This window comes from Escherichia sp. E14V7 (assembly GCF_004212225.1).
GTDB lineage: Bacteria > Pseudomonadota > Gammaproteobacteria > Enterobacterales > Enterobacteriaceae > Escherichia.
Map to the genome: position 1 here is coordinate 286563 of NZ_RHJJ01000004.1, position 25280 is coordinate 311842.

26 protein-coding genes are annotated in these 25280 nt (G+C 51.9%); 10 read left to right on the plus strand and 16 right to left on the minus strand.

Annotated features, from left to right (window positions below; genetic code table 11):
* The first annotated feature begins 181 nt into the window (after nucleotides 1-181).
* Entirely contained in the window at nucleotides 182-529 is a 348-nt protein-coding gene (grxD, locus tag D9741_RS05785) for a monothiol glutaredoxin 4 (RefSeq protein WP_028119959.1), read from the plus strand.
* A 48-nt stretch (nucleotides 530-577) separates the two neighbouring features.
* Here grxD and D9741_RS05790 read toward each other — a convergent pair whose 3' ends face one another.
* The 5 genes from D9741_RS05790 to nemR all read right to left on the minus strand — a co-directional run bounded on the left by D9741_RS05790 (nucleotide 578) and on the right by nemR (nucleotide 8257).
* Entirely contained in the window at nucleotides 578-5194 is a 4617-nt protein-coding gene (locus tag D9741_RS05790) for an ATP-dependent helicase (RefSeq protein ID WP_130218973.1), read from the minus strand.
* Between the two features lie 92 nt (nucleotides 5195-5286).
* A complete protein-coding gene (gene rnt / locus D9741_RS05795; RefSeq protein WP_001282281.1) occupies nucleotides 5287-5934 on the minus strand; it encodes a ribonuclease T in 648 nt (215 codons plus the stop codon).
* Between the two features lie 102 nt (nucleotides 5935-6036).
* On the minus strand, nucleotides 6037-6444 hold the full coding sequence (gene gloA / locus D9741_RS05800; protein ID WP_130218975.1) for a lactoylglutathione lyase: 408 nt from the start codon (nucleotides 6442-6444) through the stop codon (nucleotides 6037-6039).
* Nucleotides 6445-6524: 80 nt separating this feature from the next.
* Nucleotides 6525-7622: an N-ethylmaleimide reductase gene (gene nemA, locus D9741_RS05805; RefSeq protein WP_130218977.1), complete on the minus strand. Its 1098-nt coding sequence runs from the start codon at nucleotides 7620-7622 to the stop codon at nucleotides 6525-6527.
* Nucleotides 7623-7657: 35 nt separating this feature from the next.
* Nucleotides 7658-8257, minus strand: coding sequence for a DNA-binding transcriptional regulator NemR (gene nemR / locus D9741_RS05810; protein WP_130218979.1), 600 nt, complete (start codon nucleotides 8255-8257; stop codon nucleotides 7658-7660).
* Between the two features lie 102 nt (nucleotides 8258-8359).
* On the opposite strand from nemR, the gene D9741_RS05815 reads away from it, so the two are divergent.
* From D9741_RS05815 to sodC, 3 genes are all read left to right on the plus strand, one after another.
* Entirely contained in the window at nucleotides 8360-8599 is a 240-nt protein-coding gene (locus tag D9741_RS05815) for a DUF1289 domain-containing protein (RefSeq protein ID WP_130218981.1), read from the plus strand.
* A gap of 48 nt (nucleotides 8600-8647) precedes the next feature.
* A complete protein-coding gene (locus tag D9741_RS05820; RefSeq protein WP_130218984.1) occupies nucleotides 8648-9544 on the plus strand; it encodes an aldo/keto reductase family oxidoreductase in 897 nt (298 codons plus the stop codon).
* A 79-nt stretch (nucleotides 9545-9623) separates the two neighbouring features.
* Entirely contained in the window at nucleotides 9624-10145 is a 522-nt protein-coding gene (gene sodC / locus D9741_RS05825; RefSeq protein WP_130218986.1) for a superoxide dismutase [Cu-Zn] SodC, read from the plus strand.
* Here sodC and D9741_RS05830 read toward each other — a convergent pair whose 3' ends face one another.
* From D9741_RS05830 to D9741_RS05840, 3 genes are read right to left on the minus strand one after another with little or no spacing between them, the layout of a single operon-like run.
* On the minus strand, nucleotides 10146-12158 hold the full coding sequence (locus tag D9741_RS05830; RefSeq protein WP_130218988.1) for an FUSC family protein: 2013 nt from the start codon (nucleotides 12156-12158) through the stop codon (nucleotides 10146-10148).
* On the minus strand, nucleotides 12158-13015 hold the full coding sequence (locus D9741_RS05835) for an HlyD family secretion protein (RefSeq protein WP_130218990.1): 858 nt from the start codon (nucleotides 13013-13015) through the stop codon (nucleotides 12158-12160). The genes D9741_RS05830 and D9741_RS05835 overlap by 1 nt, the downstream gene beginning before the upstream one ends.
* Nucleotides 13016-13017: 2 nt before the next feature.
* Nucleotides 13018-13254, minus strand: coding sequence for a DUF1656 domain-containing protein (locus tag D9741_RS05840; RefSeq protein WP_130218992.1), 237 nt, complete (start codon nucleotides 13252-13254; stop codon nucleotides 13018-13020).
* A gap of 200 nt (nucleotides 13255-13454) precedes the next feature.
* On the opposite strand from D9741_RS05840, the gene slyA reads away from it, so the two are divergent.
* Nucleotides 13455-13889 (plus strand): transcriptional regulator SlyA, encoded by a 435-nt coding sequence (gene slyA / locus D9741_RS05845; protein ID WP_064530079.1) that lies wholly within the window; start codon nucleotides 13455-13457, stop codon nucleotides 13887-13889.
* Between the two features lie 46 nt (nucleotides 13890-13935).
* On the opposite strand, the gene slyB is transcribed toward slyA, so the two are convergent.
* Nucleotides 13936-14403, minus strand: a complete 468-nt coding sequence (gene slyB / locus D9741_RS05850; protein WP_064530029.1) for an outer membrane lipoprotein SlyB — start codon at nucleotides 14401-14403, stop codon at nucleotides 13936-13938.
* Between the two features lie 274 nt (nucleotides 14404-14677).
* Between slyB and anmK the strand changes: the two genes are divergently transcribed.
* The 5 genes from anmK (at nucleotide 14678) to pdxY (ending at nucleotide 19254) form a co-directional block, all read left to right on the plus strand.
* Nucleotides 14678-15799 (plus strand): anhydro-N-acetylmuramic acid kinase, encoded by a 1122-nt coding sequence (gene anmK / locus D9741_RS05855; RefSeq protein WP_130218994.1) that lies wholly within the window; start codon nucleotides 14678-14680, stop codon nucleotides 15797-15799.
* An 85-nt stretch (nucleotides 15800-15884) separates the two neighbouring features.
* Entirely contained in the window at nucleotides 15885-16214 is a 330-nt protein-coding gene (gene mliC / locus D9741_RS05860) for a C-type lysozyme inhibitor (protein WP_130218996.1), read from the plus strand.
* A gap of 58 nt (nucleotides 16215-16272) precedes the next feature.
* Nucleotides 16273-16929 (plus strand): pyridoxamine 5'-phosphate oxidase, encoded by a 657-nt coding sequence (gene pdxH / locus D9741_RS05865; protein ID WP_130218998.1) that lies wholly within the window; start codon nucleotides 16273-16275, stop codon nucleotides 16927-16929.
* 128 nt (nucleotides 16930-17057) lie between these two features.
* Complete coding sequence (tyrS, locus tag D9741_RS05870) at nucleotides 17058-18332, plus strand: tyrosine--tRNA ligase (RefSeq protein WP_053264059.1); 1275 nt, start codon at nucleotides 17058-17060, stop codon at nucleotides 18330-18332.
* 61 nt (nucleotides 18333-18393) lie between these two features.
* Entirely contained in the window at nucleotides 18394-19254 is an 861-nt protein-coding gene (pdxY, locus tag D9741_RS05875) for a pyridoxal kinase PdxY (protein ID WP_130219000.1), read from the plus strand.
* Between the two features lie 44 nt (nucleotides 19255-19298).
* Here pdxY and gstA read toward each other — a convergent pair whose 3' ends face one another.
* From gstA to D9741_RS23535, 7 genes are all read right to left on the minus strand, one after another.
* Nucleotides 19299-19904, minus strand: a complete 606-nt coding sequence (gstA, locus tag D9741_RS05880) for a glutathione transferase GstA (RefSeq protein WP_130219002.1) — start codon at nucleotides 19902-19904, stop codon at nucleotides 19299-19301.
* Between the two features lie 105 nt (nucleotides 19905-20009).
* A complete protein-coding gene (gene dtpA / locus D9741_RS05885; RefSeq protein WP_064530078.1) occupies nucleotides 20010-21512 on the minus strand; it encodes a dipeptide/tripeptide permease DtpA in 1503 nt (500 codons plus the stop codon).
* A gap of 609 nt (nucleotides 21513-22121) precedes the next feature.
* Nucleotides 22122-22757 (minus strand): endonuclease III, encoded by a 636-nt coding sequence (gene nth, locus D9741_RS05890; RefSeq protein ID WP_001030332.1) that lies wholly within the window; start codon nucleotides 22755-22757, stop codon nucleotides 22122-22124.
* On the minus strand, nucleotides 22757-23452 hold the full coding sequence (rsxE, locus tag D9741_RS05895) for an electron transport complex subunit RsxE (RefSeq protein ID WP_064530022.1): 696 nt from the start codon (nucleotides 23450-23452) through the stop codon (nucleotides 22757-22759). The genes nth and rsxE overlap by 1 nt, the downstream gene beginning before the upstream one ends.
* Before the next feature lie 3 nt (nucleotides 23453-23455).
* Nucleotides 23456-24076 carry an electron transport complex subunit RsxG gene (gene rsxG / locus D9741_RS05900; protein WP_130219004.1) on the minus strand — a complete coding sequence of 207 codons (621 nt, stop codon included), beginning with the start codon at nucleotides 24074-24076 and terminating at the stop codon, nucleotides 23456-23458.
* Between the two features lie 3 nt (nucleotides 24077-24079).
* The gene (gene rsxD, locus D9741_RS05905; RefSeq protein ID WP_130219006.1) at nucleotides 24080-25138 is read right to left on the minus strand and encodes an electron transport complex subunit RsxD; all 1059 of its coding nucleotides are present in this window, start codon (nucleotides 25136-25138) and stop codon (nucleotides 24080-24082) included.
* A partial coding sequence (locus tag D9741_RS23535) for a hypothetical protein (protein WP_240780409.1) occupies nucleotides 25139-25280 on the minus strand: 142 nt, incomplete at its 5' end. It lies immediately after the preceding gene.

Here is a 25280-nt window from a genome sequence, read left to right on the forward strand (position 1 = left end):
AAAAATGGTCACAAATACGCCAGCTTGCAGCGTGGCAGAGAAGAAACGAATATTTGAAATGCAACAAATAGAGCAAAGGGATAAAATAGCAAAAGCATGATGAAAATGTTATTTTCCGATGCCGCACTGACCCGCTACAATGTCAGATTACTGCCGTAAAGAAGTTTGAGGAAGCAAGACAATGAGCACCACTATCGAAAAAATCCAACGCCAGATTGCTGAAAACCCGATCCTGCTGTACATGAAAGGTTCACCGAAACTGCCGAGCTGCGGTTTCTCTGCCCAGGCAGTCCAGGCGCTTGCCGCTTGTGGCGAACGTTTTGCCTACGTTGATATCCTGCAGAACCCGGACATTCGTGCGGAACTGCCGAAATATGCGAACTGGCCGACTTTCCCGCAACTGTGGGTTGACGGCGAGCTGGTAGGCGGTTGTGATATCGTGATTGAAATGTATCAGCGTGGCGAACTGCAGCAGCTGCTCAAAGAAACTGCTGCTAAATACAAGTCTGAAGAGCCGGATGCTGAATAATCCGTTTCGCAATACTGACGGATGCTAACCGGCATCCGTCAGTGCTTTTTATCCCCAATCCAGCCCTTGTGGCGAACTTGAAAATCCCGCCTCACGCAGCAGCGTAAACATCGGCGTTTGCCGGACCGGTTGGTCATTCACTTCTGTCAACGTAAACCGTAGCCGTGGTTCTCGCCGTAACGCGGTGGTTAGCGCCAGGAAAACCTCCGGTGGTAATAATTCATCTTTTTCCTGCCAGACCAGAATTTTTTTGCCACCTTGCGCCAGATAAATCAATAATTTGCCGCCAGAAATGACCACCAGCGCGCCTGCCCGACGAGTCGGAACCAGCGTCGCCGGATGTGCAGGCCAGGGTAGCAGATTCCCCCACAAATTGGCTGGATCGTTGGCACTAAGGGCCACGGGCATATATTGTCGCGTCTGCGTGGCATGGGGCGCCAGGTCGCGCAGACGGTCAATGGTCTGGTGATCAGCAAATTGTGCACCACCCAAACCTTCAACAAATCGACCCCGCATAATTCGCCCGGAATCTTCCATACTGCGGCAAAGCGTTTGCATCGACGGAAATCCGCCAGGAATATTTTCAGCAATCACCGCCTGACGGCTGATGATTCCGTAGCGGTCGAGCATATTTTCCGCCAGCGCCAGCATCCTTTCGGTATCGTTTAGTGGCTCCACCTGCAATAACGACCAGCGTCCAGCCAGCTTTGGTGTGTTGTAAGATACCAACGGCATAGCTGACGGTGCATAAACCGGACGTCCACGACGAGCCCGACTACTGCGGCGAGTTGAAGGGCGTGCGCTGGTACTACTGCGGGTAAGGGCGCGCAACGGTGCCCAAATATCACAGGTGATGACGCCTTGCCAGACCAGTTCCCAAAGCGCCTCTTGCAGGGCTGAAGGATCTACTGGCTCGCCGATTTTCTCGCCTGTTCGTTGGCTGATTTGTTGCGCAAACCAGGCGCCCCCGTCAGTCAGAACCGCGATAATTGCTTGCTGAAGCGCTGAACGTTTCGCGTGATCATTTTCTGCAGGAATATACGATTCGGCGGCATATTCCTGTAAATGCAGTGCCACCAGACCGTCATCCTCGCCGAGCTTTTTTTGCCCCGACCAGATAACCGTACCGGTTGCCAGCAGTTCATCGAGCATTTCTGGCGAGTAATCGCGTACACGGGCGGGCAGGATCTGGCTTTCCCAGAGTGAGGCGGGTAAACCGACACCAGCAAGCTGTTCGATAACCCGCATGACGCCATCCACGCCTTCATAAACGCCTGGCGATGTTGAGGCAAAGAGCGCCGGGCTACCATCGGTGGCGGGGAGCACGCCCTGACGTTCCAGCAGCAATCGTGCATAGGCAATGGCGGGTACCGGACGCGTAGCTTCTCTGGCAGCCTGCAGGGAACGTAAATGCAAACGACGAAAAACTTCATCGCTCACCCAGATGTCTTGTTGCAAATTCATCACCAGCCCCTGTTCGCGCAATTGATGAAGTTGCTCTTCGACAATGGCAATACCGAGGCTAAACTCATGAGCCAGTTGTTCAGCCGTGACCAGAGCATGAGCCCGGAGATAGCGCAGAAAGAGATCGCGAAGCGGGTAATTGACCCGGTGCAAGTAAATATCAGGCAGCGAGTCCGGCAGTTGCACTCCGAGAGCATCGCGTAATTTAGCAGCGTCGTCCATACAGGCAAGACGCTCCTGTCCGCTAATCATCGCCGGGAAGATTCGTTTTACTGCAAGAAGATTTTCCAGATACGACGCAACCTCTTCACTGCTGCCTGTATGCCGTTGCGCCAGGTCTTCAACGGTCATTGGCCCCAGTTCGCGCAGTAGGTCGAAAAGACCTTCTTCACCTTTCGCTCTTCTGCCGGGGGCCAGCCGCTGTAACTCTTCTTCCACCTGACGAATGATCTGCGGGTCGAGTAATTCCCCCGGATCGACCTGTCCGAGTAGATTGCGCAGTAACTCGCTGTCCAGCGACAGTACGGATGCCCGGCGTTCTGCCAGCGGGGCGTCGCTCTGATACATAAATTCCGCCACATAACCGAACAATAAACTGGCGGCAAAAGGTGAGGGTGTCGCGGTGGTGACATCGGAAATTTGAATTTCGCCACTGTTCAGGCGACGCATCAAACGTTCCAGTGCGGGAAGGTCATACACATCCTGCAGGCATTCACGCAGAGTTTCGAGAATGACAGGAAAATCCGGATAACCCTGGGCGATTTCCAGTAACTGGCTGGCACGCAGCCGTTGTTGCCAGAGCGGGGTGCGATGGCCCGGCGTGCGGCCCGGCATTAATAATGCCCGCGCGGCGCATTCGCGAAAACGGGCGGCGAAAAGTGCCGAGTTGCCCACCGCCTCGCGGACAATTTGCAGCAACTTTTCTGGTTCAAACAAAAAAACCGCGGCGTCAGGCAATTTACCATCGGTGTCAGGAATGCGGGCGACAATACCGTCATCGCTGGCGACTACCGAGGCATCAGCGCCCCATAGCGCATGCAGTCGCCCGGCAATCGCCAGCGCCCACGGTTCATGCACTCGTCTTCCATAGGGAGAGTGTAAAATAATGCGCCAGTCGCCAATCTCATCACGGCAGCGTTCGAGAACCAGGTGGCGGCTTCCAGGGACAACGCCCGTGGCGTTACGCTGTTCGTCAATCAGCCCCTGAATATTGGCGAGTGTATTTTCTTCTGCCAGCCACGGCGGGATATTTCCGGAAAAGAACGCGCCATCCGCCAGCAAATGGAGAAAATCGCCGATCATTTCCCCCAATTCAGCGGGGCGTCCATTACCTTCGCCACGCCAGAAGGGAAGTCGGGCAGAGCGACCTGGCGCAGGTGTCACAATGACCTGATCGCGGGTGATTTGTTGGATCCGCCATGAGGTAGCGCTGAGAGTGATGATGTCATTCACTCGCGATTCATACACCATCTCTTCATCCAGTTCGCCCACCCGCCGCGAGCCTGTCTGTTCTTCACCTTCGGGTAATAACACACTGTACATGCCACGATCCGGAATGGTGCCACCGCTGGTAACAGCCAACAGCTGAGCGCCCGGTCGGGCGGTCAATATCCCCGTCTCCCTGTTCCAGACCAGTTTTGGTCGAAAAGCAGAAAAATCGCCAGAGGGATAGCGCCCGGAAAGCATATCCAGCGTGGCGTCAAAAACGCGTCTTGGCAGATCTTTCCACGGTGCAGCACGGCGTACGCGGGAGTACCATTCGTCTACCTGTAATTCATCCATCGCCGCGGCGGCAACGGTTTGCTGCGAAAGGACGTCGAGTGGATTATGCGGTGGCGTCAGGTTTTCCAGCCTGCCTGCAAACATACACTCGACAATGACGGCGGAATCGACTAAATCACGCCGGGTACGGGGGAAAAATAGCCCTTTAGATACACCGCCAACCTGATGTCCGGCGCGACCAATGCGCTGTAGCCCGCTGGCGACAGAAAGCGGCGTCGCCACCTGAATCACCAGATCCACCGCGCCCATATCAATCCCCAGTTCGAGACTGGAAGTCGCGACCACACAGCGCAATTCGCCTGATTTCAGGGCTTGTTCGGTTATCGCCCGTTGTTCTTTAGAGACGGAACCGTGGTGCGAGCGGGCAATGAAAACGTCGCTACTTTGTACGCGGTTTGAGGTTGCGCCGGAGGTCGACTCGAAATGAGTGGCGTCTATGGCGATGGCCAGGGAGCGCTGCAATCGTGCGGCGTAAAGCTCATTCAGCCGTGCCGTCAGTTTTTCCGCCAGGCCGCGTGAATTTGTAAAGACGATGGTCGAGCGATGGCGCAACACTTCATCAAGAATGCCGGTTTCAATATACGGCCAGATTGAGCCTTCTCTGCCCGCATGGCTGTCTTCGCCAGTGCCGCTGGCGACCGATGAGACATCATCCATATTGGCGACTGGGACGACAATCCGTATCTGCGGATGGCGCATTGCGGGCGGGTTGACAACAGTAACCGGACGATCGCCACCAAGAAATGCTGCCACATCGCTGGCTGAGCGTACAGTCGCGGAAAGGCCAATTCGCTGTGCTGAGGTGTGTAGCAGCGCATCGAGCCGTTCCAGGCTTAACGCCAGATGCGCACCGCGTTTGCTTCCCGCGACCGCGTGGACTTCATCAATAATCACCGTTTCGACGCCGCGCAGCGTCTCGCGTGCGCGGGAGGTCAGCATCAGATAGAGTGATTCGGGCGTGGTTATCAGAATATCCGGCGGATTGCGGGTCAGTTTGCTGCGTTCCTGCGCGGGCGTATCGCCAGTCCGGATGCCCACGCGGAGGTTGACTTCCATTTCGCCGCGCCGCCGCCGTTCCACTGCAATGCCTTGTAACGGGATCTGCAAATTGCGCTGAACGTCGGTGCCTAAGGCTTTTATCGGTGAAATATAGAGGATGCGTGAGGTTTTACGTTTATGCGCCTCGCGGGTATCTTCGCCGCCTTCGCGGAAGAGCTGATCGAGGGCGTGGAGAAATGCTGCCAGCGTTTTCCCGGAGCCGGTCGGTGCAATCACCAGCGCATGTTCGCCTCGTGCCGCCACATGCCAGGTTTGTGACTGGACAGCGGTCGGCTGTTTAAAGGCGCGAAGAAACCAGTCGCGGGTCGCCGGTGAAAACACGTCCGGCAGGAGCGATGAAGGGTCTGGATTATCTGCCATTAACGCTATTCCCCGTGAATATCATGCATGATGCGTGGAATAGCCTCACTATAGATGCCTGAATCATTGCATGTCATCAGGCATCGACTCGATTACACCTCTTCGGCGGCAGGCAGCGGCCAGCCTCCCAGACGTTTCCAGCGATTGACGATTTCACAAAACAGCACAGCAGTGCGTTCGGTGTCGTACAGCGCGGAGTGCGCCTGGGTGCTGTCGAAGTCCATCCCCGCGGTCTGGCAGGCTTTTGATAATACGGTTTGTCCGAGTGCCAGCCCGGCCAGTGCCGCGGTGTCAAAAGTGGCGAAAGGGTGGAATGGGTTACGTTTCAGTGAGGCGCGTTCTGCGGCGGCCATCATAAAGCTGTGATCAAAATTGGCGTTGTGCGCCACCATAATGGCCCGGTTACAGCCGCTCGCTTTAATGCCTTTACGTACAACTTTAAAAATTTCGTGCAGCGCCTCGTATTCGCTGACCGCGCCGCGATCGGGATCGTTCGGGTCAATGCCGTTGAAGGCGAGGGCCTCTGGCTGCAAATTTGCGCCGACAAATGGTTCGACGTGGAAATGTAATGTGGTGTCCGGCATCAGCCAGCCTTGTTCATCCATTTTCAGGGTGATGGCGGCAATCTCAAGCAGCGCATCGGTTTTGGCGTTAAATCCGGCTGTTTCAACATCGATCACAACAGGATAAAAACCACGAAAACGGTCGCACAGACCGGTAAGTTGAGCGTTATCGGACATCTGATTCTCTTAATACGGATAAATTGCAGCGCGCATTATGACAAATATTACTTGTCGATGCAGTAAAGATGCGGGCGCGATGAGTTCGCGCCCGGCAGGAGATTAGTTGCCCAGACCGCGCCCGGCGTCTTTCTCTTCGATTAATTCAATTTTGTAACCGTCCGGATCTTCCACAAACGCGATAACCGTAGTACCGCCTTTGACCGGACCCGCTTCACGGGTGACGTTACCCCCGTTTTGACGGATTTTTTCGCACGCTTCAGCGGCGTTATCTACGCTAAGCGCGATGTGACCATAAGCAGTGCCGAGTTCGTATTTATCCACGCCCCAGTTGTAGGTCAGTTCAAGCACCGCTTCTTCGGTTTCCGGGCCGTAGCCAACAAACGCCAGTGAGTATTTGTATTCCGGGTTTTCGCTGGTACGCAGCAGTTTCATGCCCAGTACTTTGGTATAAAAATCGATGGAGCGTTGCAGATCGCCAACGCGCAGCATGGTATGAAGAAGACGCATCTTTATATCCTCAAAATGGCTAACAGATTCAAAATGTTGTTTTAGTATAGCGGCGGCTTTACGCCGCTCGCAATGTTGGATTATAGCGTCGGGTAATCGGTATAGCCTTCCGCGCCGCCACCGTAGAAACTTTCAGCACGTTGTGGGTTAAGCTCGGCTTTGCGCTGCAAGCGGGCGACCAGATCCGGGTTCGCAATCCAGTCACGCCCAAATGCCACCGCATCAATTAGCCCTTTACCGATCAGCATTTCTGCTTTTTCTACCGTGTATGCACCTGCGCCGATAATCGGACCGTGGAAACGGGCGCGTACTTTTTCGCGAAACGCCTCGGTATATGGTTTGCCGCCTGCCCAGTCTGGTTCTGACATATGCAGGTAAGCAATGCCGCGTTTGCCCAGTTGTTCAATCAGATACAGCGCATCGGCTTCTTCATTCGGGCCGTTATCCGTATTCTGGAAAGTACCAATTGGCGAAACGCGAATGCCAATGCGATCGGCTCCCCATTCTTCAATCCCGGCATCAACGACTTCCAGTACCAGGCGTGCGCGATTTTCCACGCTGCCGCCGTACTGATCGGTACGATGGTTTGAAGAAGGGGAAAGGAACTGATGCAGCAAATAACCGTGAGCAGAGTGGAGCTCCACCAGATCAAACCCGGCTTCACGCGCGTTAGCGATGGCCTGACGGAAATCGTTGACGATACCCGGAATCTCTTCCAGTTCAAGCGCACGCGGCATGGATGTTTCAACACGGATCGCCTGACCATTTTCATCGCGCAGAGAAGTACGTGTTCCCGCGCTAAGTGCTGAAGGTGCTACCGGTGCCTGGCCGCCAGGTTGCAGGCTGGCGTGAGAAATGCGTCCGGTGTGCCACAGCTGTACGGCCATATGACCATTTTCAGCATGAACGCCAGCGGTGATTTTTTTCCATGCGGCAATTTGCTCCGGGCTATGGATGCCAGGCGCGCCTGCATATCCTTTTGCCTGAGCAGAAATTTGCGTGGCTTCGCTAATAATCAAACCAGCACTGGCACGTTGGCGATAGTATTCCGCCATCAACGGAGTCGGGATGTCACCCGGTTCAATACTGCGCAGACGCGTTAGTGGTGCCATAAAAATACGGTTTGCCGCCGTGATCGCGCCCACTTTCAGTGGGGAATACAGTTTTTCAGATGACATAAAGGCTCCCGGTCGTCTGGTGATAAAAAAGCCTACTAAACGGCAGGCGTCGCAATAATGTTTTTTACATGTGCTAGCGCGTTTTCCAGTGGCTCGGAATTGCGCGAAATTTTGGCCTGCAGATTCGCACCCAGCCATAGTGCGTAAAGCACTTGCGCCTGTTGCAGCGGTTCGCCACAAAAGGTTAAACAGTGGCTGGCACGACCATTTTCCAGTGCCTGCGAGAGCAGGGCGATTACGCCACTAGCGCCTTTATCCATCGCGCTGCGCATATCTTCTGACAGATCGCACACTTCGGCAGAGAGTTTTACCGTCAGGCAACCACTGATGGTTCCGTGTTGGCAAAACTGGTTCAGCGTCTGCTGGTAATAAGCCAGTATGCGGTCGCGGTAATTACCTTCGCCGGATTGCAGTAACTCTGTTAGTCGCTGGTGATATGCTGCGTAATGACGTTCAAGCATGGCAACGCCAAACGCTTCTTTAGAGCGAAAGTAGTGATAGAAGGATCCTTTCGGCACTTCAGCGGTCTTCAGTAATTCGCTTAATCCCATCCCGGTGAATCCACGTTGCAGGCAAAGTTGCTCACCCGTCGCCAGGAGGTGTTCGCGAGTATCATGTTCAGTGTGTTTGTTCATGCGTTGGAGTGTAGTAGACCAGTCGGTCTAGTGCAAGCAAAGTTGCTACTTTGGGCATTAACAGCTTCAATAGTGGTAATAATCTCATTTCAGGAGGGCGAAGTGGCGGAGCAACTAGAGTTCTTTCCCGTCCAGAGCCCGTGCCGGGGAATTTGCCAGTCTGACGAACGCGGGTTTTGTCGCGGCTGTTTTCGAAGCCGGGACGAGCGTTTTAACTGGAATAATATGAGCGATGGCGAAAAACAAGAGGTGCTGCGCCTTTGTCGGCAGCGGCTGATGCGTAAATTACGCGCGAATAAACCAACGCCATCAGATGAACCGGAGCAACCATCACTCTTTTGAGCATAATCTTGCGTATACTCCTCTCATATCTGATAAGAGGAAGCGATTATGGTTCAGCGTATTACTATTGCGCCGCAAGGCCCGGAGTTTTCCCGTTTTGTGATGGGCTACTGGCGACTGATGGACTGGAATATGTCTGCCCGTCAGTTGGTTAGTTTTATTGAGGAGCATCTGGATCTCGGCATTACCACCGTGGACCATGCTGATATTTATGGCGGCTATCAGTGCGAAGCAGCGTTTGGCGAGGCGCTGAAGCTGGCGCCTCATCTGCGTGAACGGATGGAAATCGTCAGCAAATGTGGCATCGCAACAACTGCACGTGAAGAAAACGTTATTGGTCATTACATCACTGACCGCGACCATATTATTAAAAGCGCCGAACAGTCGCTGATTAATCTTGCGACCGATCATCTGGATCTGCTGTTAATCCACCGTCCCGACCCGTTAATGGATGCCGATGAAGTGGCGGATGCGTTTAAACATCTGCATCAGAGCGGCAAAGTGCGCCATTTTGGCGTCTCCAACTTCACGCCTGCGCAATTTGCCCTGTTGCAATCACGCCTGCCATTTACCCTTGCCACTAATCAGGTGGAAATATCCCCGGTGCATCAGCCGTTGCTGCTGGATGGCACGCTCGACCAACTGCAACAACTGCGTGTTCGTCCGATGGCGTGGTCGTGCCTTGGTGGTGGACGTCTGTTCAATGATGATTTTTTCCAGCCGCTGCGTGATGAACTCGCTGTGATAGCCCAGGAATTAAACGCGGCCACAATTGAGCAGGTGGTTTATGCCTGGATATTGCGTCTGCCATCGCAGCCGCTGCCGATTATCGGCTCCGGTAAAATTGAGCGCGTGCGGGCAGCTGTCGAAGCGGAAGCATTGAAAATGACCCGCCAACAATGGTTCCGTATCCGTAAAGCGGCACTGGGTTACGACGTACCATAAACACTTTTAGGAATAGCCGCCGTTCAAATATGTGTCACTGGTTTACACTTAACGGGTATGCACATTGAACGGAGGTCCTATGAAACGTTTTAGTCTGGCTATTCTGGCGCTGGTTGTTGCGACCGGCGCACAAGCGGCCAGTGAAAAAGTCGAGATGAACCTCGTTACGTCGCAAGGGGTTGGGCAGTCAATAGGTAGCATAACTATTACTGAAACCGATAAAGGTCTGGAGTTTTCACCCGATCTGAAAGCATTACCCCCCGGTGAACATGGCTTCCATATTCATGCCAAAGGAAGCTGCCAGCCAGCCACCAAACATGGCAAAGCCAGCGCCGCGGAATCTGCAGGCGGGCATTTTGATCCACAAAAAACCAACAAGCATGAAGGGCCGGAAGGTGCGGGACATTTAGGCGATCTGCCTGCGCTGGTGGTCAATAATGACGGCAAGGCGACCGATGCCGTTATTGCGCCTCGTCTGAAATCACTCGATGAAATCAAAGACAAGGCGCTGATGATCCACGTTGGCGGCGATAATATGTCCGATCAGCCTAAACCGCTGGGCGGTGGCGGTGAACGCTATGCCTGTGGTGTTATTAAGTAGTTAAGAGGCCAGCGTACCTTGCGGCGGTGCTTGCTCAAGTTGCGAAAGCGAGCAGTATAGTCGCCAGACAATCGCTGCCAGCTCACGGGCAGCAGGCTGATGATGCCGGGCAAGGCTGTCGCAAATCCGCTGTAATTCTTCAAGTGTGGCTGCCAGCGATTTTTGCTGAACGCCACGCTCACTCATCACTCCCCGCAACAGCGAAATACAGTTATCCCGCACTTGTGATAACGGATCAGAACGTGACTCCCACTCGCGTAATTGCCAGACAACATGCGAACAGTTCAGTAGCACCACCCCCCAACGTAATAACCAGCGGCGCGCCAGCGCATCCTGGCTGTTGCTCAACTGACTGACGTGATGATAAGTGAGCGATTCAAATTCGCTTTCACTCAGTGTTGGATGGCGGCTTAGTTGATCGACAAAATCCCGGCGCAGCGCGCGAATATGACGACGGCTTTTACGAGCATCTGATCCTGGACGCAGAATGGCGAACGCTAACCACGCCAACGCCACACCAACGATTTTTGCCAGATTATCGTTAAGAAAATCAGCAAAATCATACACCGGGGGATTAGTGACAGCGATAAACGATCCCATAAAAACAATCAGTTGCCCCCATAATGCAGCTTGTTTTGGCAATTGTATTTTGAGTAGCTGCATCGTTGCCAGCAGGGGGAAAAGAAACAGCAAAAATTGCCACAGCTCGCTAATTTGGACCATCAGGCCAAATTTAACCACAAAGCTAAAGAACGAAAGCAATACCAGCGTGCGCATCAGCAGCGACAATGACTTAAACGGTGCTGCGACGGCGGAGTAAAGGACGCAGCTAATTGCAGCCAGGGTTAATGCATTGGCTCCGGCATCCCATTGCGAGGCAATACTCCACGCACCAATCATCATCAACGTACAAAATGTCCGCAGCCCGCTCCACATGGCTTCTGCATTATCGGTATGACGTGCCAGCCCGGACGCGCGAGGGCGTCTGGTTTGATCATCTGCGCCGCTTTGCAGACGATGTAATTCCTGACTACTTTGCAGATAAAGGCGGCAAAAATAACGTAGTCGCTGCCAGAAGGCGACGTGCCGGTAGTCAGCTGAGTTCGTCGGGCGTAGCGGGGCAATAATGCGTGCGACGGTGTAAAAATCCGTTTGCCTGCTGGCGAGGGCCGTTAGCAACTGTTCAAGAATTTCCCGTATAGCACCAGGGGGTGATGGCCAGTTGAGCAACATACGCCGCAAGCTCGAAATGACGCTGGTCATGCGTAATTGCTGGTGGAGTAACGCATTGAGGCGCGCGTTTTGCTGGCGGAAGCGATAGTGGCTCCAGAACGCCTGAATTCGCAGCAAATTCATGGTCAGTATCTGCCCAATCACCCCTTCATGTGCGGTACGAATGGCATCGGTTGTTTCAGGCTGCCAGAGTAAACTGGCATGTTCCAGTAAACGGGCGTGCATGTTTTTCAATGCGGTTAAAAGGGCAGTGGCATCGGAAGTGCTCGGCAGAATCATCATCATCATCCCACCGCAGAGAATACCGACGATCACTTCGCAAACGCGCGCCTGGGCGATGTCCCACAACTGGCTTGCTTCAGTGATATTGACCATCGGGAAGGCGATAATCGCGGCTGTGTAACCCGCCAGTTGAAACGCATAGGCCACGTTATTCGTGAAATGCGCGCAGGCCCAGGTACAAAAACCAAGCCATGCCGACATGCTCAACAGGAAGAACCACGGCTCGTTGAGAGTATGCCCGGCAAGGATTAGCGCCGCGATAGCCCCCAGCAAACTGCCAGCGATGCGCCCCAGGCTTTTGCTGATAACACCGCCAACTGTCGGAAAGCTCACTACCGCGGCTGACGTCATCGCCCAATAGGGCTCGTCCAGATTTAAATAATAAGCAACAGTCAGCGCCAGACACATGGCAAGGGTATTGCGCAACGCATAGCGCCATTGTGCCAGCATGGCCTTAAACCAGGGCAGATTGCGCAGAGACCATGACCAGGCGTTCATTACTGACCTACTGCGATACTACAGGTTGTGCCGGATACCAGCGTGACATCGCCGGGAACATTATCAAGGGTAAAGCGAACCGGGACGCGCTGGGCGAGACGAACCCAGGGAACGTTAGGTTTAACGTCTGGAATCAGGCTGGAATCGTTTTCCACACTCTGATCATAAATTGCCCGACCGATACTGGAGACGTGACCCTGTAACGTTTTGTTGTCGCTATAGAGCGTAATGTGTGCTGGCGCACCGTCGCGGATATGCCGCAATTTGGTTTCTTCAAAATAACCAATGACGTAAAACGAGTGACTGTCCACCAGGGCAAACAGCGGTTTTCCTGTGTCGGCGTAGTCGCCGATGCGGGTAGTAAGGTTGGTGACCCATCCGCTGACTGGGGCGCGAATTTCCGTTTGTGCCAGTTGCCATTGTGCCTGTTTCAGCGTTGCTTGTGCGGCATCGACACTGGCCTGCATCGCTTTAACATTGAGGTTTGCCGTATCCAGTTCTTCGGCAGAGATAAAATTTTGCGAGAGATGACGGCGGCGATTGGCCTCATTATTGGCTCTGGCAAGATCAGATTGCGCTTTCGCCAGTTGGGCCTGGGCATTCAGTTCGGCAATCTGGAAGGGTGTTTTATCGATAGTGAACAGAATATCGCCAGCGTTAACCAACTGGTTGTCTTTTATATTCATCTCAACAATACGTCCGGACACTTGTGGGGTGATAGCGACCTGTTCCGCGCGTATTTTGCCATCCCGCGTCCACGGTGACTGCATGTAATAGTTCCAGAGCCACCACCCGGCGAGAACGGCAACTACTGCTACAATTATTGTTGAGAAATACTTAATGGTTTTAATTGACATAGTTACCACGCAATCAATATTGCCAGGGCGGAGAATACGCAGATCGCAAACAGCGACAAATCCATTAACAAGGGATGCCAGATGTCGCCCGCGTAGATCCAGTCGCGAAGCAGGCGGTGCAGGACAAGCCATACGACGAATCCAAGCGTGAAGGCTTTGAAAAACGGAGGAAAGTAGACGGATGCACCGAACACCAGATCTTGTAGGGGCAATCCTGTTGCACTATGCATAAACTTCACAAAATAGATTCCTTTGAGGCTGAGTTTATTGCTTTAGATTAATAAATATTGTTTATGTGAGAGAAAATTACTCGCTATTTCTGAAAAGCATGTCTGACGGTAAGCAAATGCAGCAATCCATTTGTTTTAGCAATACAATTGCTGCACACTATTCTAAAAGCCGTATAATATCTTAGCAAGCTAATTATAAGGAGATGAAATTGGAATCGCCACTAGGTTCTGATCTGGCACGGTTGGTGCGCATATGGCGTGCTCTGATAGACCATCGCCTGAAACCCCTGGAGTTAACGCAAACCCATTGGGTGACGTTGCACAATATACATCAGTTACCTCCAGACCAGTCGCAAATTCAACTGGCAAAAGCGATCGGCATTGAGCAGCCATCACTGGTTCGTACGTTGGACCAACTGGAAGAAAAAGGGTTAATTTCGCGTCAAACTTGTCCCAGCGATCGGCGGGCCAAACGTATTAAACTGACGGAAAAGGCGGAGCCGCTGATTAGCGAAATGGAAGCTGTTATTAACAAGACCCGTGCGGAAATTTTGGATGGGATTTCAGCAGAGGAACTGGAACAACTGATTAGGCTCATTGCAAAACTTGAGCATAATATTACTGAGTTACAGGCCAAAGGGTGAAATAAAGGGGGCGTGTGGCCAGGTCGCTGACCACACGTCAACTTGTTTAGCGCGGGGAAACCGTCACCTGGCTGCCGTTGCTGGCCAGAACCACACGTTGTCCCGGAGAGAAATGGGTATTACCCTGTTTCTGAACCACCATGATGGTGTTGCCATCATCTTTACGAATTTCCAGCTCCACACCCTGTGTTTTGTTCATTGCGCTCTGTACACCCTGACCGGCTACGCCACCCGCGACGGCACCTGCTGCGGTAGCCAAAGAGCGTCCCGTACCACCACCAACGGTATTACCAAGAAAACCACCGAGAACTGCACCGCCAATTGCGCCGATGACGTTGGAATCATCACCGCCCTGAATTTGTACCTGCCGTACGTTAACGATTGTGCCGTAGCTGACATTCTGCACTTGCTTCGCTTCAGAGGCAGTATAAACATCACCAGATAGGGTATCGTTGTTAACACAACCAACAAGAGAAAGACCTACCATTGATACAACCAGTACGCGTTTAATCATTGAAAAATCTCCTGATTACCATGAAACGCCTCACAAGCATCCCTAATGGTCAAAGTTATTCGCATTAGTATAACCATGATTACATGTTCCACTAAAACATGATTAAATCATAATTAGAGTAGGGTTAACCAAGTATAAACAAAACATTCATATTAGTTATTGATGTGAATATAATCTTTTACTACCAACGATAAAAATCGGCTCTTATGCATGGAATTCGCGAAAGGTTTGTGTTTGAGTGGAACGCAAACATCAGGTTGAAAAAGGATGAACTATGAAATCAGGCCGCTTTATTGGTGTTATGTCAGGTACTAGCCTGGATGGTGTCGATGTTGTGTTGGCGACGATCGATGAACACCGGGTGGCGCAGCTGGCGAGTTTGAGCTGGCCGATTCCCCCATCACTCAAACAGGCGGTGCTGGATATTTGCCAGGGGCAACAGCTTACGCTCTCCCAGTTTGGTCAACTGGATACCCGACTTGGCTGCTTGTTTGCGGATGCCGTTAATGCACTATTAAAAGCAGAAAATTTACAGCCGAAAGATATCGTAGCTATCGGTTGTCATGGCCAGACCGTCTGGCACGAACCCATGGGCGTCGCGCCACATACGCTACAGATTGGTGATAACAATCAAATTGTTGCGCGGACTGGAATTACCGTCGTCGGGGATTTTCGCCGTCGCGATATCGCCTTAGGTGGCCAGGGCGCACCGCTGGTACCTGCTTTTCATCACGCATTGCTGGCCCATCCAACTGAGCGGCGAATGGTGCTTAATATTGGTGGTATTGCCAATCTGTCACTACTCATTCCAGGAATGCCGGTAGGTGGCTACGATACCGGACCGGGCAACATGCTAATGGACGCATGGATCTGGCGTCAGGTCGGTAAACCTTACGATAAAGACGCTGAGTGGGCGCGGGCGGGCAAGGTTATTCTGCCGCTGCTGCAAAAAATGCTTAGCGATCCCTATTTTTCCCAGCCAGCACCCAAAAGCACCGGGCGCGAATACTTTAACTATGCCTGGTTGGAGCGTCATCTACGCGATTTCCCTGGCCTGGATGCGCGAGATGTTCAGGCAACACTGGCGGAACTCACCGCCGTGACCATTTCTGAACAAGTCTTGTTGAGCGGTGGCTGCGATCGATTGATGGTATGTGGTGGCGGAAGTCGCAATCCGCTGCTTATGGCGCGTCTGGCTGCATTACTGCCAGGTACTGAAGTGACCTCCACCGATGCCGTTGGCATTAGTGGCGATGATATGGAAGCGTTAGCCTTCGCATGGCTTGCCTGGCGAACGCTGGCTGGGCTGCCCGGCAATCTACCTTCCGTTACCGGCGCAAGCGAGGAGACGGTGCTGGGCGCTATTTTCCCTGCCAACCCGCGATATCAGAGTTAACTGAATTTTTCTTACTGCGTCTGCCGTTACACTTGGAAGTTGAGGAGGGCGTTTTTGCCCTCCGGACCAGGAAAGTCTTCGGGATATGTTTATGAAAAAACTGTTACTACTTTGTCTGCCGCTATTTCTTACCGGCTGTGGCGCGTTTAATCAACTGGTTGAGCGCATGCAAACTGATACGCTGGAATACCAGTGTGATGAAAAACCGTTGACGGTCAAACTGAATAATCCGCGTCAGGAAGTTAGTTTTGTTTACGATAATCAACTGCTGCACCTTAAACAGGGTATTTCAGCTTCTGGCGCACGTTATACCGACGGTATCTACGTTTTCTGGTCAAAAGGTGATGAGGCGACGGTCTATAAACGTGACCGCATCGTCTTGAATCACTGTCAGTTACAAAATCCACAGCGTTGAGATTTTTCCAGGGGCGGCGCACAATAGCGTCACCCACTGACAATTTGTAAAGAAAACCATGGCTGATAACGACGAATTGCAGCAAATCGCGCATCTGCGCCGCGAATACACTAAAGGCGGTTTACGCCGCCGCGATCTTCCCGCCGATCCTTTAACCCTTTTTGAACGCTGGCTTTCTCAGGCCTGTGAAGCCAAACTGGCCGATCCTACTGCGATGGTCGTCGCCACCGTTGATGAACATGGCCAACCCTATCAGCGGATTGTTTTACTAAAACATTACGATGAAAAAGGGATGGTGTTTTACACCAACCTTGGCAGCCGTAAAGCACACCAAATCGAAAATAATCCGCGCGTTAGCCTGCTTTTTCCGTGGCATACCCTGGAACGCCAGGTGATGGTTACCGGTAAAGCGGAACGTCTTTCGACTCTCGAAGTGATGAAATATTTTCATAGCCGCCCGCGTGATAGCCAGATTGGCGCGTGGGTATCGAAGCAATCCAGCCGTATTTCTGCGCGTGGGATCCTTGAAAGCAAATTCCTGGAATTGAAGCAGAAGTTTCAGCAGGGCGAAGTGCCGTTGCCGAGTTTTTGGGGCGGTTTTCGCGTCAGCCTTGAACAGATTGAGTTCTGGCAGGGCGGTGAGCATCGGCTGCATGACCGCTTTTTGTACCAGCGTGAAAACGAGGTGTGGAAAATCGATCGCCTCGCACCCTGAAAAGATGCAAAAATCTTGCTTTAATCGCTGGTACTCCTGATTCCGGCACTTTATTCTATGTCTCTTTCGCATCTGGCGAAAAGTCGTGTACCGGCAAAGGTGCAGTCGTTATATACATGGAGATTTTGATGGCAAGCAGTAACTTGATTAAACAATTGCAAGAGCGGGGGCTAGTGGCCCAGGTGACGGACGAAGAAGCGTTAGCAGAGCGACTGGCGCAAGGCCCGATCGCGCTCTATTGCGGCTTCGATCCTACCGCTGACAGCTTGCATTTGGGGCATCTTGTTCCATTGTTATGCCTGAAACGCTTCCAGCAGGCGGGCCACAAGCCGGTTGCGCTGGTAGGCGGCGCCACGGGTCTGATTGGCGACCCGAGCTTCAAAGCTGCCGAGCGTAAGCTGAACACTGAAGAAACTGTTCAGGAGTGGGTGGACAAAATCCGCAAGCAGGTTGCCCCGTTCCTCGATTTCGACTGCGGAGAAAACTCTGCTATCGCAGCGAACAACTATGACTGGTTCGGCAATATGAATGTGCTGACCTTCCTGCGCGATATCGGCAAACACTTCTCTGTTAACCAGATGATCAACAAAGAAGCGGTTAAACAGCGTCTCAACCGTGAAGATCAGGGGATTTCGTTTACCGAGTTTTCCTACAACCTGTTGCAGGGCTATGACTTTGCCTGCCTGAACAAACAGTACGGTGTGGTGCTGCAAATCGGCGGTTCTGACCAGTGGGGTAACATCACCTCTGGTATCGATCTGACCCGTCGTCTGCATCAGAACCAGGTGTTTGGCCTGACCGTTCCGCTGATCACCAAAGCAGACGGCACTAAGTTCGGTAAAACTGAAGGTGGTGCAGTATGGCTGGATCCGAAGAAAACCAGTCCGTACAAGTTCTACCAGTTCTGGATCAATACTGCTGATGCTGACGTTTACCGCTTCCTGAAGTTCTTTACCTTTATGAGCATTGAAGAGATCAATGCCCTCGAAGAAGAAGACAAAAACAGCGGTAAAGCGCCGCGCGCTCAGTATGTGCTGGCGGAGCAGGTGACGCGTCTGGTTCACGGTGAAGAAGGTCTGCAAGCTGCGAAACGTATTACCGAGTGCCTGTTCAGCGGTTCTCTGAGTGCGCTGAGTGAAGCGGACTTCGAACAACTGGCGCAGGACGGCGTACCGATGGTAGAGATGGAAAAAGGCGCTGATCTGATGCAGGCGTTGGTTGATTCTGAACTGCAACCTTCTCGTGGTCAGGCGCGTAAAACTATCGCCTCTAATGCCATCACCATTAATGGTGAAAAACAGTCCGATCCAGAATACTTCTTTAAAGAAGAAGATCGTCTGTTTGGTCGTTATACCTTACTTCGTCGCGGCAAAAAGAATTACTGTCTGATTTGCTGGAAATAATGCATTAAGTGGAAAGGGGGGGTGAGAAATCACTCCCCCTGATTTTTATACAGGGAACACGATGAAAAATATTCTCGCTATCCAGTCTCACGTTGTCTATGGTCATGCGGGTAACAGCGCGGCAGAGTTTCCAATGCGCCGCCTGGGCGCAAATGTCTGGCCGCTCAACACCGTTCAATTTTCTAATCACACTCAATACGGCAAATGGACCGGCTGTGTTATGCCGCCCAGCCATTTAACCGAAATTGTGCAAGGCATTGCTGCCATCGATAAGTTGCACACTTGTGATGCTGTATTAAGCGGCTATCTGGGTTCGGCGGAGCAGGGCGAGCATATCCTCGGTATTGTCCGTCAGGTGAAAGCGGCGAACCCGCAGGCGAAATATTTTTGCGATCCGGTAATGGGACACCCCGAAAAAGGCTGTATCGTTGCGCCAGGTGTGGCGGAGTTCCACGTGCGTCACGGTCTTCCTGCCAGCGATATCATCGCGCCAAATCTGGTTGAGCTGGAAATCCTCTGCGAGCATCCGGTACATAACGTCGAAGATGCGGTTAAAGCTGCGCGCGAACTTATTGCTCAGGGGCCTGAAATCGTACTGGTGAAACATCTGGCGCGTGCCGGTTACAGCACAGAACGTTTTGAAATGCTGCTGGTCACTGCCGATGAAGCATGGCATATCGACCGTCCTCTGGTAGATTTTGGCACGCGTCAGCCAGTAGGTGTTGGTGATGTGACGAGCGGGTTACTGCTGGTGAAACTACTACAGGGCGCAACGTTGCAGCAGGCGCTGGAGCATGTGACCGCGGCGGTATACGAAATTATGGTAACCACCAAAGCGATGCAGGAATATGAGCTGCAAGTTGTAGCTGCACAGGATCGTATTGCTAAACCAGAACACTACTTCAGTGCGACGAAGCTCTGAAAAGTGTCTTGTCGGCCCACAGTATCCTGCGGGCCGATAAACCATTACTGCAAGCCTTCTGCTGTTAGCGCGGCTTTTACCGTCGGACGTTCAGCCATACGCTGCATATAGGCGGCAATATGCGCTAAACCTTCCAGATTCAATTTCACCCCATATGCCCAGCGCAGTACAGTAAACAGATAGGCGTCAGCAATAGTAAAACGTTGCCCGCAAATCCAGTTATCCTCTTTCAGCGCATCGTTAACGTACTGCAGTTTTTTCTCCAGCTGTGCGCGTGCAGTCGGCTTGAACTCTTCCGGTGTAGCCGGGTGAAACAGCGGAGTAAAGCCTTTATGCAACTCAGTGGCGATATAGTTCAGCCATTCGATGGTTTTATAGCGAGAAATACTGTTTACCGGAGCCAGTAACTGGCGGTCGGGGACGCTGTCGGCAAGATACTGCATAATGGCCACGCCTTCCGTGAGCAGAGTGCCATCGTCCAGCAGCAGAGCAGGAACCTGCCCTTTAGGATTAATCGCAAAGTAATCATCGCCGTTTTCCAGACGTTTTTTCATTAAATCCACACTGGTGAGCGTAAAGTCCTTTCCGCTCTCACGCAGGATGATATGGGAAGCAAGAGAGCAGGCGCCCGGTTTGTAGAACAGTTTCATCGGTAACTCCTTTTGGCTGTGGTTTAAAGTATGGTAGTGCGTTGCTGAACAAAAAAAAAGCCGCTAACGAAAAGTTAGCGGCTTGTAAAAGAGTTTCCCTGAAATTTACGCTACGGCAGCTTTCGCCGCTTTATCAGCAGCATCGTCCTGAGTCATACGATGCAGTTTCGGCGCGGTCAGCAGCATCAGCACTGCAATAACGGCAGTGGCGACACCAATCTGTAAGAACACGCGGCCATATACTTCCAGCGACATCAGCGGATCGGTTACGTTATCCGGTACAGCCATCATGCCCGCAACATAACCACCAATCAGGTTCGCACCGGCAGTGGTCAGGAACCAGCTACCCATAATGAAGCCCATCAGACGCTGCGGAACGAGTTGTGCAACCATTGCCAGACCCAGACCGGAGATCATCAGTTCCCCGATACTCTGCAGGCCATAGCTTGCGACCAGCCAGCTTACAGACACGATACCAGCGTCAGACGCGAATTTCGCACCGAGCGGCAGAATCAGGAACGCACCAGAGCACATCACCATACCGATTGCAAACTTGGTTGGCATCGGCAGGGTATCGCCCATCTTGTTATAGATAGCGGCGAGAATCGGGCTACCAATGATGATCCAGAACGGGTTCAGTGCCTGATACTGTTCAGGTTCTACTGCCAGGCCCAGAATGGTGTGCTCAACGTTACGGATTGCAAAGAAGTTCAGAGACGTCGGCATCTGGCTGTACAGCACGAAGAAGATGATTGCTTCAAGCATCAGGATGAAAGCAACGATCATTTTACGACGTGCAGCACCTTTCATTGCAAAGGCTTCTTTACCGAAGATAACCACGATACCGAAGGCAACAACGCCCAGCGCCATACGCGCAACGTCCTGGTTGTGCAGCAGCCAGGTGGCAATAGCAATCAGCGCGACAACACCAATAATGGTTAACAGCAGATTGCGGTAGTTGATCGGCTCGAAGTCAGGTTTTGAACCGTACTGCTTAACCCAGCGTTGGCAAAAGGCGAAGTTAACGATGGTGATCAACAGACCAACTACGCTAAGGGCGAATGCGACGCTCCAGCCATACTTGGCTGCTAACCACGGCGTTGCAATCATAGAGAAGAATGAACCGATGTTGACGGACATGTAGTACATGGTGAATGCACCGTCCAGGCGTGGATCGTTTTTCTCGTAGCAAGTTGACAGCAGTGAAGACGGGTTGGCTTTAAACAGGCCGTTACCGACCGCAATTGCCGCCATACCCATATAGACGATACCGGCATCGTGACCAGACCAGGCAACCAGCGCATAGCCAATAGCCAGCACAATAGCGCCAAGCATAATGACGCGTTTTGTACCCAGTACTTTATCGCCTAACCAACCACCAATAGCGACAAGACCATAAACCAGGGCGCTAAAGGAAGAGAAAAGTGTGATTGAATCCGCTTCGGACATACCCAGTTGTTTAACCAGGTAAACAGCCATAATTCCTTGTAGGCCGTAATAACCAAAGCGTTCCCATAACTCGATCGAGAAGATGAGATAGAACGCCTTCGGTTGTTTGAAAGCGTTCAAACTAACGCTTTCTGTTGGTTTTTGGTTTGCAGTGGACACTTTTACCTCTTTTTTTACATCCCATATTAACGGGGGTGCTTTCTCGCGTGATGTCTAATAAACATACGCGCAATTGTTATAGTGGGAGGGGAAACGGCAGGTAATGTTCACTATCTTGCACTTTCAGACAAGTCCTTTGTAATAATCTGTTACATATAACTGGCGTGGAGAAATCATCGGCCCATTGAAATGTTATCCAGCGTTAAATTTTTCAAAAAACGTAACGGCAGATTTTTTCACTACCAGAAGAGGGGGAATACTGATATTTGGCGATATGTTCTACTGTAAGGTGTTTTATGTAGTGAGATAGTCCATTATCTGAAAAATAGACAGTGTAATGTTTTGTAGGTTTATGCCCTGGTTGAATCAATGCCTTGTCAAATTTAACTTAAACAGAGCAATATTTTTACATTATGACATCAATGTGATCTTGATCACGAATAGATAGAAAATTTCGCTATTAAAAAAACAATTAACCTGCATTTTTGGTTATTCACAAACGGATTGCCTGATAATGATGCCGCGAGGCGGCATCATTGACGTTAACAAGATGTTTTATAAGAGGATGAGAAATAGTTATGAATGGGATAACGATGTTACCCCTTTTCGTCAGATGTCAACTTTCTCTTTGTATTCACAAAGATCTTCAATAATGCAGGAGCCACAGCGAGGCTTGCGGGCAATACAGGTGTAACGCCCGTGGAGGATTAACCAGTGGTGGCAATCGACTTTGAATTCTGCCGGAACCACTTTGAGTAGTTTTTCTTCAACCTGTTCGACATTTTTCCCCGGTGCAAATTGGGTGCGATTACAGACGCGGAAAATGTGCGTATCTACAGCAATGGTCGGCCAACCGAAAGCAGTATTCAATACCACGTTTGCTGTTTTACGCCCTACACCGGGCAGGGCTTCCAGCGCAGCGCGATCTTCCGGAACTTCGCCATTATGCTGTTCGAGCAAAATACGGCAGGTTTTGATGATATTTTCTGCTTTGCTGTTATATAGCCCAATGGTTTTGATATACGTTTTAACCCCATCAACGCCCAGTTCGAGCATTGCGGCAGGTGTATTGGCCACCGGGTAAAGCTTTGCCGTCGCCTTATTGACGCTGACATCGGTCGCCTGAGCGGAAAGCAGTACAGCAATCAGCAATTCAAAAGGCGAACTGAAATTAAGTTCGGTTGTAGGATGAGGGTTGTTCTCACGCAGGCGAGTGAGGATCTCCAGTCGTTTTGCTTTGTTCATCAGACATTCCCTGTTTCACCGTTTGGCAACTCGCGTGTAGCAGCTGCTTCAGCACGGCGCTTTTTCATTCTTTCATCAATCAGATATTTTCCCGCCAGCATCAGCCCCAGACCAATGAATGCGCCTGGCGGTAACATTGCTAACAGGAAGGGAGAATCGGTGTGGAAGATCTCTACCCGCAGTACTTTGGCCCAGCTACCTAACAGCGCATCGGCACCGTCAAACAATGTTCCGTTGCCGATGATTTCGCGTAGTGAACCCAGTACGAACATGGCGCAGGTTGCGCCCATGCCTATCGAAAAACCATCAAGTGCGGAGAGCGCCGGACCTTTTTTGGCGGCGAAGGCTTCCGCACGGCCAACAACGATACAGTTAGTGACAATCAGAGGAATAAAAATCCCTAACGATTGATACAGGCCAAAGGCGTATGCGTTAATCAGCATTTGTACGGCGCTGACCACCGAGGCGATGATCATCACGTAAATCGGGATTCGGATTTCGGCTGGCGTCCAGTGACGCAGCGTCGAGATGGTCAGGTTGGTGAGAGTCAACACCAGCGTTGTCGCAAGCCCTAAACCCAGTGCGTTGGTGGCAGTGGAAGTGACCGCCAGCAGCGGACAGAGGCCAAGTAACTGGACCAGCGCAGAGTTGTTCTTCCATAACCCCTGAACAATAACGTCTTTAATTTCGCTCACGGTTTATTCTCCACAGGCAGGAAGTTGAGAAAGTTGTGCTGGCAACGTTTGGGCATACAATCCGGCGTGTTTTACCGCATTCACCACCGCGCGAGGCGTAATGGTCGCCCCGGTGAACTGGTCGAAATCACCACCATCTTTCTTCACCGCCCAGTGAGCGTCATCCGCACCGCTGATTTGTTTACCCGCAAAATGGGTGATCCAGTCAGAAAGGCGTAGTTCGATTTTGTCGCCAAGTCCCGGCGTTTCGTGATGTTCTGTCACGCGGGTGCCAAGTACCGTGCCGTTAAAATCGGCCCCAACCAACAACTGAATCGCACCGGAATAACCATCCGGCGCGGTGGCCTCCAGAACGGCAGCTACCGGTTTATCATCCTGTTTCGCGATGTAAATCCGATGTTCACCTTTTCCTAACTCTGGCGCAGTCACTATATAGCAACTTTGGGCCAGCTCGTTGTTATAGCGATCGGCTGGTAACACCTGATCAAATAACGCTTTTTGTTGCAGGCTAGCCTGTTCAGCAATCGTGGCTTTGGTCATCTGGTTGATGGCAGCCGTTAAACCTGTTGAACCAGCGGCGAACAGCGCCAGCGTAATACCGTGTTTTCGGATAGTCTTCAGCATGGTTTATCCTTTGCGATGGCCGTATACGCGTGGACGCGTGTAGTAATCGATCAGAGGAACCGTGATGTTCGCCAGCAGGACAGCAAAGGCAACGCCGTCAGGATAGCCACCAAAACTGCGGATCAGCCAGACTAATAATCCCGCCAGCGCACCGAAAAGCAGACGACCACGATTGGTGGTAGACGCGGTGACTGGATCGGTCAGAATAAAGAATGCACCGAGCATGGTCGCGCCAGACAGCAGATGAATCTGCGGTGAAGATAGTGTTTCGGGAGCGAACAACCAACCCAGCGTTGCGCACAGGGCCAGTGTCACTAAGAAACTGACGGGAATATGCCAACGAATCGCTTTCTGCCATAGCAGCCACACACCACCAGCCAGCCAGGCGAGGTTTACCCATTGCCAGCCAGCGCCCGCGAGAACACCGCTGTAGATTGGATACTGCATAATCTGCTCAACCGAATGACCGGCGCGTACAGATGTTTTGAACGTATCCAGCGGTGTCGCCTGGCTAATGCCATCGATACCTAAGCGAAGTGTGTTCATATCACCACCACTGGCGGTATGGCCGCTGAAGATGATCTGTACAGCGTCAATGAATCCAGGGATGTTGACCGCAATCTCATGCGGCGGCAACCAGCTGGTCATCTGTACCGGGAAGGAGATCAGTAATACCACATAACCAATCATTGCCGGGTTAAACGGATTTTGCCCCAGACCGCCATACAGCTGTTTAGCGATGATTACGGCAAACACCGTGCCGAGTACCACCATCCACCACGGCGCAAGAGGCGGAATACTTACCGCCAGTAATAAGCCCGTTAGCAATGCTGAGTTATCTTTTAAGGTTGCAGCTACAGATTGCTTGCGCAGTTTGAGTACGAGGGCTTCGGCTAAGAGTGCACTGACCGAGGCCAACAGGATTTGAACGAGAGTACCCCAGCCAAAAAACCACAGTTGCGCAGCAATACCTGGGACGGTTGCGACCAGCACCAGCAGCATGATGCGCGATGTCTGGCGCTGATTATGGGTATAAGGGGAGCTAGCTATTCTGAATACCATTTAGTCCTCGTTTACAACCTTTTGCTGAGCGGCTTTTTTTGCCTGAACCCGGGCGATAGCCGCGGCAACTGCAGCTTTGCGGGGATCAACCTGTTCTTCCTGCTCTACGTTGGCCTGCTGCTGTTCCAGCTTGCGCGCTTTA

Bases quoted from the DNA above. Each gene is read 5' to 3' on its own strand.
- grxD (WP_028119959.1), top strand. From the start codon at position 182: ATGAGCACCACTATCGAAAAAATCCAACGCCAGATTGCTGAAAACCCG.
- D9741_RS05790 (WP_130218973.1), bottom strand. From the start codon at position 5,194: ATGGCAGATAATCCAGACCCTTCATCGCTCCTGCCGGACGTGTTTTCA.
- rnt (WP_001282281.1), bottom strand. From the start codon at position 5,934: ATGTCCGATAACGCTCAACTTACCGGTCTGTGCGACCGTTTTCGTGGT.
- gloA (WP_130218975.1), bottom strand. From the start codon at position 6,444: ATGCGTCTTCTTCATACCATGCTGCGCGTTGGCGATCTGCAACGCTCC.
- nemA (WP_130218977.1), bottom strand. From the start codon at position 7,622: ATGTCATCTGAAAAACTGTATTCCCCACTGAAAGTGGGCGCGATCACG.
- nemR (WP_130218979.1), bottom strand. From the start codon at position 8,257: ATGAACAAACACACTGAACATGATACTCGCGAACACCTCCTGGCGACG.
- D9741_RS05820 (WP_130218984.1), top strand. From the start codon at position 8,648: ATGGTTCAGCGTATTACTATTGCGCCGCAAGGCCCGGAGTTTTCCCGT.
- sodC (WP_130218986.1), top strand. From the start codon at position 9,624: ATGAAACGTTTTAGTCTGGCTATTCTGGCGCTGGTTGTTGCGACCGGC.
- D9741_RS05830 (WP_130218988.1), bottom strand. From the start codon at position 12,158: ATGAACGCCTGGTCATGGTCTCTGCGCAATCTGCCCTGGTTTAAGGCC.
- D9741_RS05835 (WP_130218990.1), bottom strand. From the start codon at position 13,015: ATGTCAATTAAAACCATTAAGTATTTCTCAACAATAATTGTAGCAGTA.
- slyB (WP_064530029.1), bottom strand. From the start codon at position 14,403: ATGATTAAACGCGTACTGGTTGTATCAATGGTAGGTCTTTCTCTTGTT.
- anmK (WP_130218994.1), top strand. From the start codon at position 14,678: ATGAAATCAGGCCGCTTTATTGGTGTTATGTCAGGTACTAGCCTGGAT.
- mliC (WP_130218996.1), top strand. From the start codon at position 15,885: ATGTTTATGAAAAAACTGTTACTACTTTGTCTGCCGCTATTTCTTACC.
- pdxH (WP_130218998.1), top strand. From the start codon at position 16,273: ATGGCTGATAACGACGAATTGCAGCAAATCGCGCATCTGCGCCGCGAA.
- tyrS (WP_053264059.1), top strand. From the start codon at position 17,058: ATGGCAAGCAGTAACTTGATTAAACAATTGCAAGAGCGGGGGCTAGTG.
- pdxY (WP_130219000.1), top strand. From the start codon at position 18,394: ATGAAAAATATTCTCGCTATCCAGTCTCACGTTGTCTATGGTCATGCG.
- gstA (WP_130219002.1), bottom strand. From the start codon at position 19,904: ATGAAACTGTTCTACAAACCGGGCGCCTGCTCTCTTGCTTCCCATATC.
- nth (WP_001030332.1), bottom strand. From the start codon at position 22,757: ATGAACAAAGCAAAACGACTGGAGATCCTCACTCGCCTGCGTGAGAAC.
- rsxG (WP_130219004.1), bottom strand. From the start codon at position 24,076: ATGCTGAAGACTATCCGAAAACACGGTATTACGCTGGCGCTGTTCGCC.
- rsxD (WP_130219006.1), bottom strand. From the start codon at position 25,138: ATGGTATTCAGAATAGCTAGCTCCCCTTATACCCATAATCAGCGCCAG.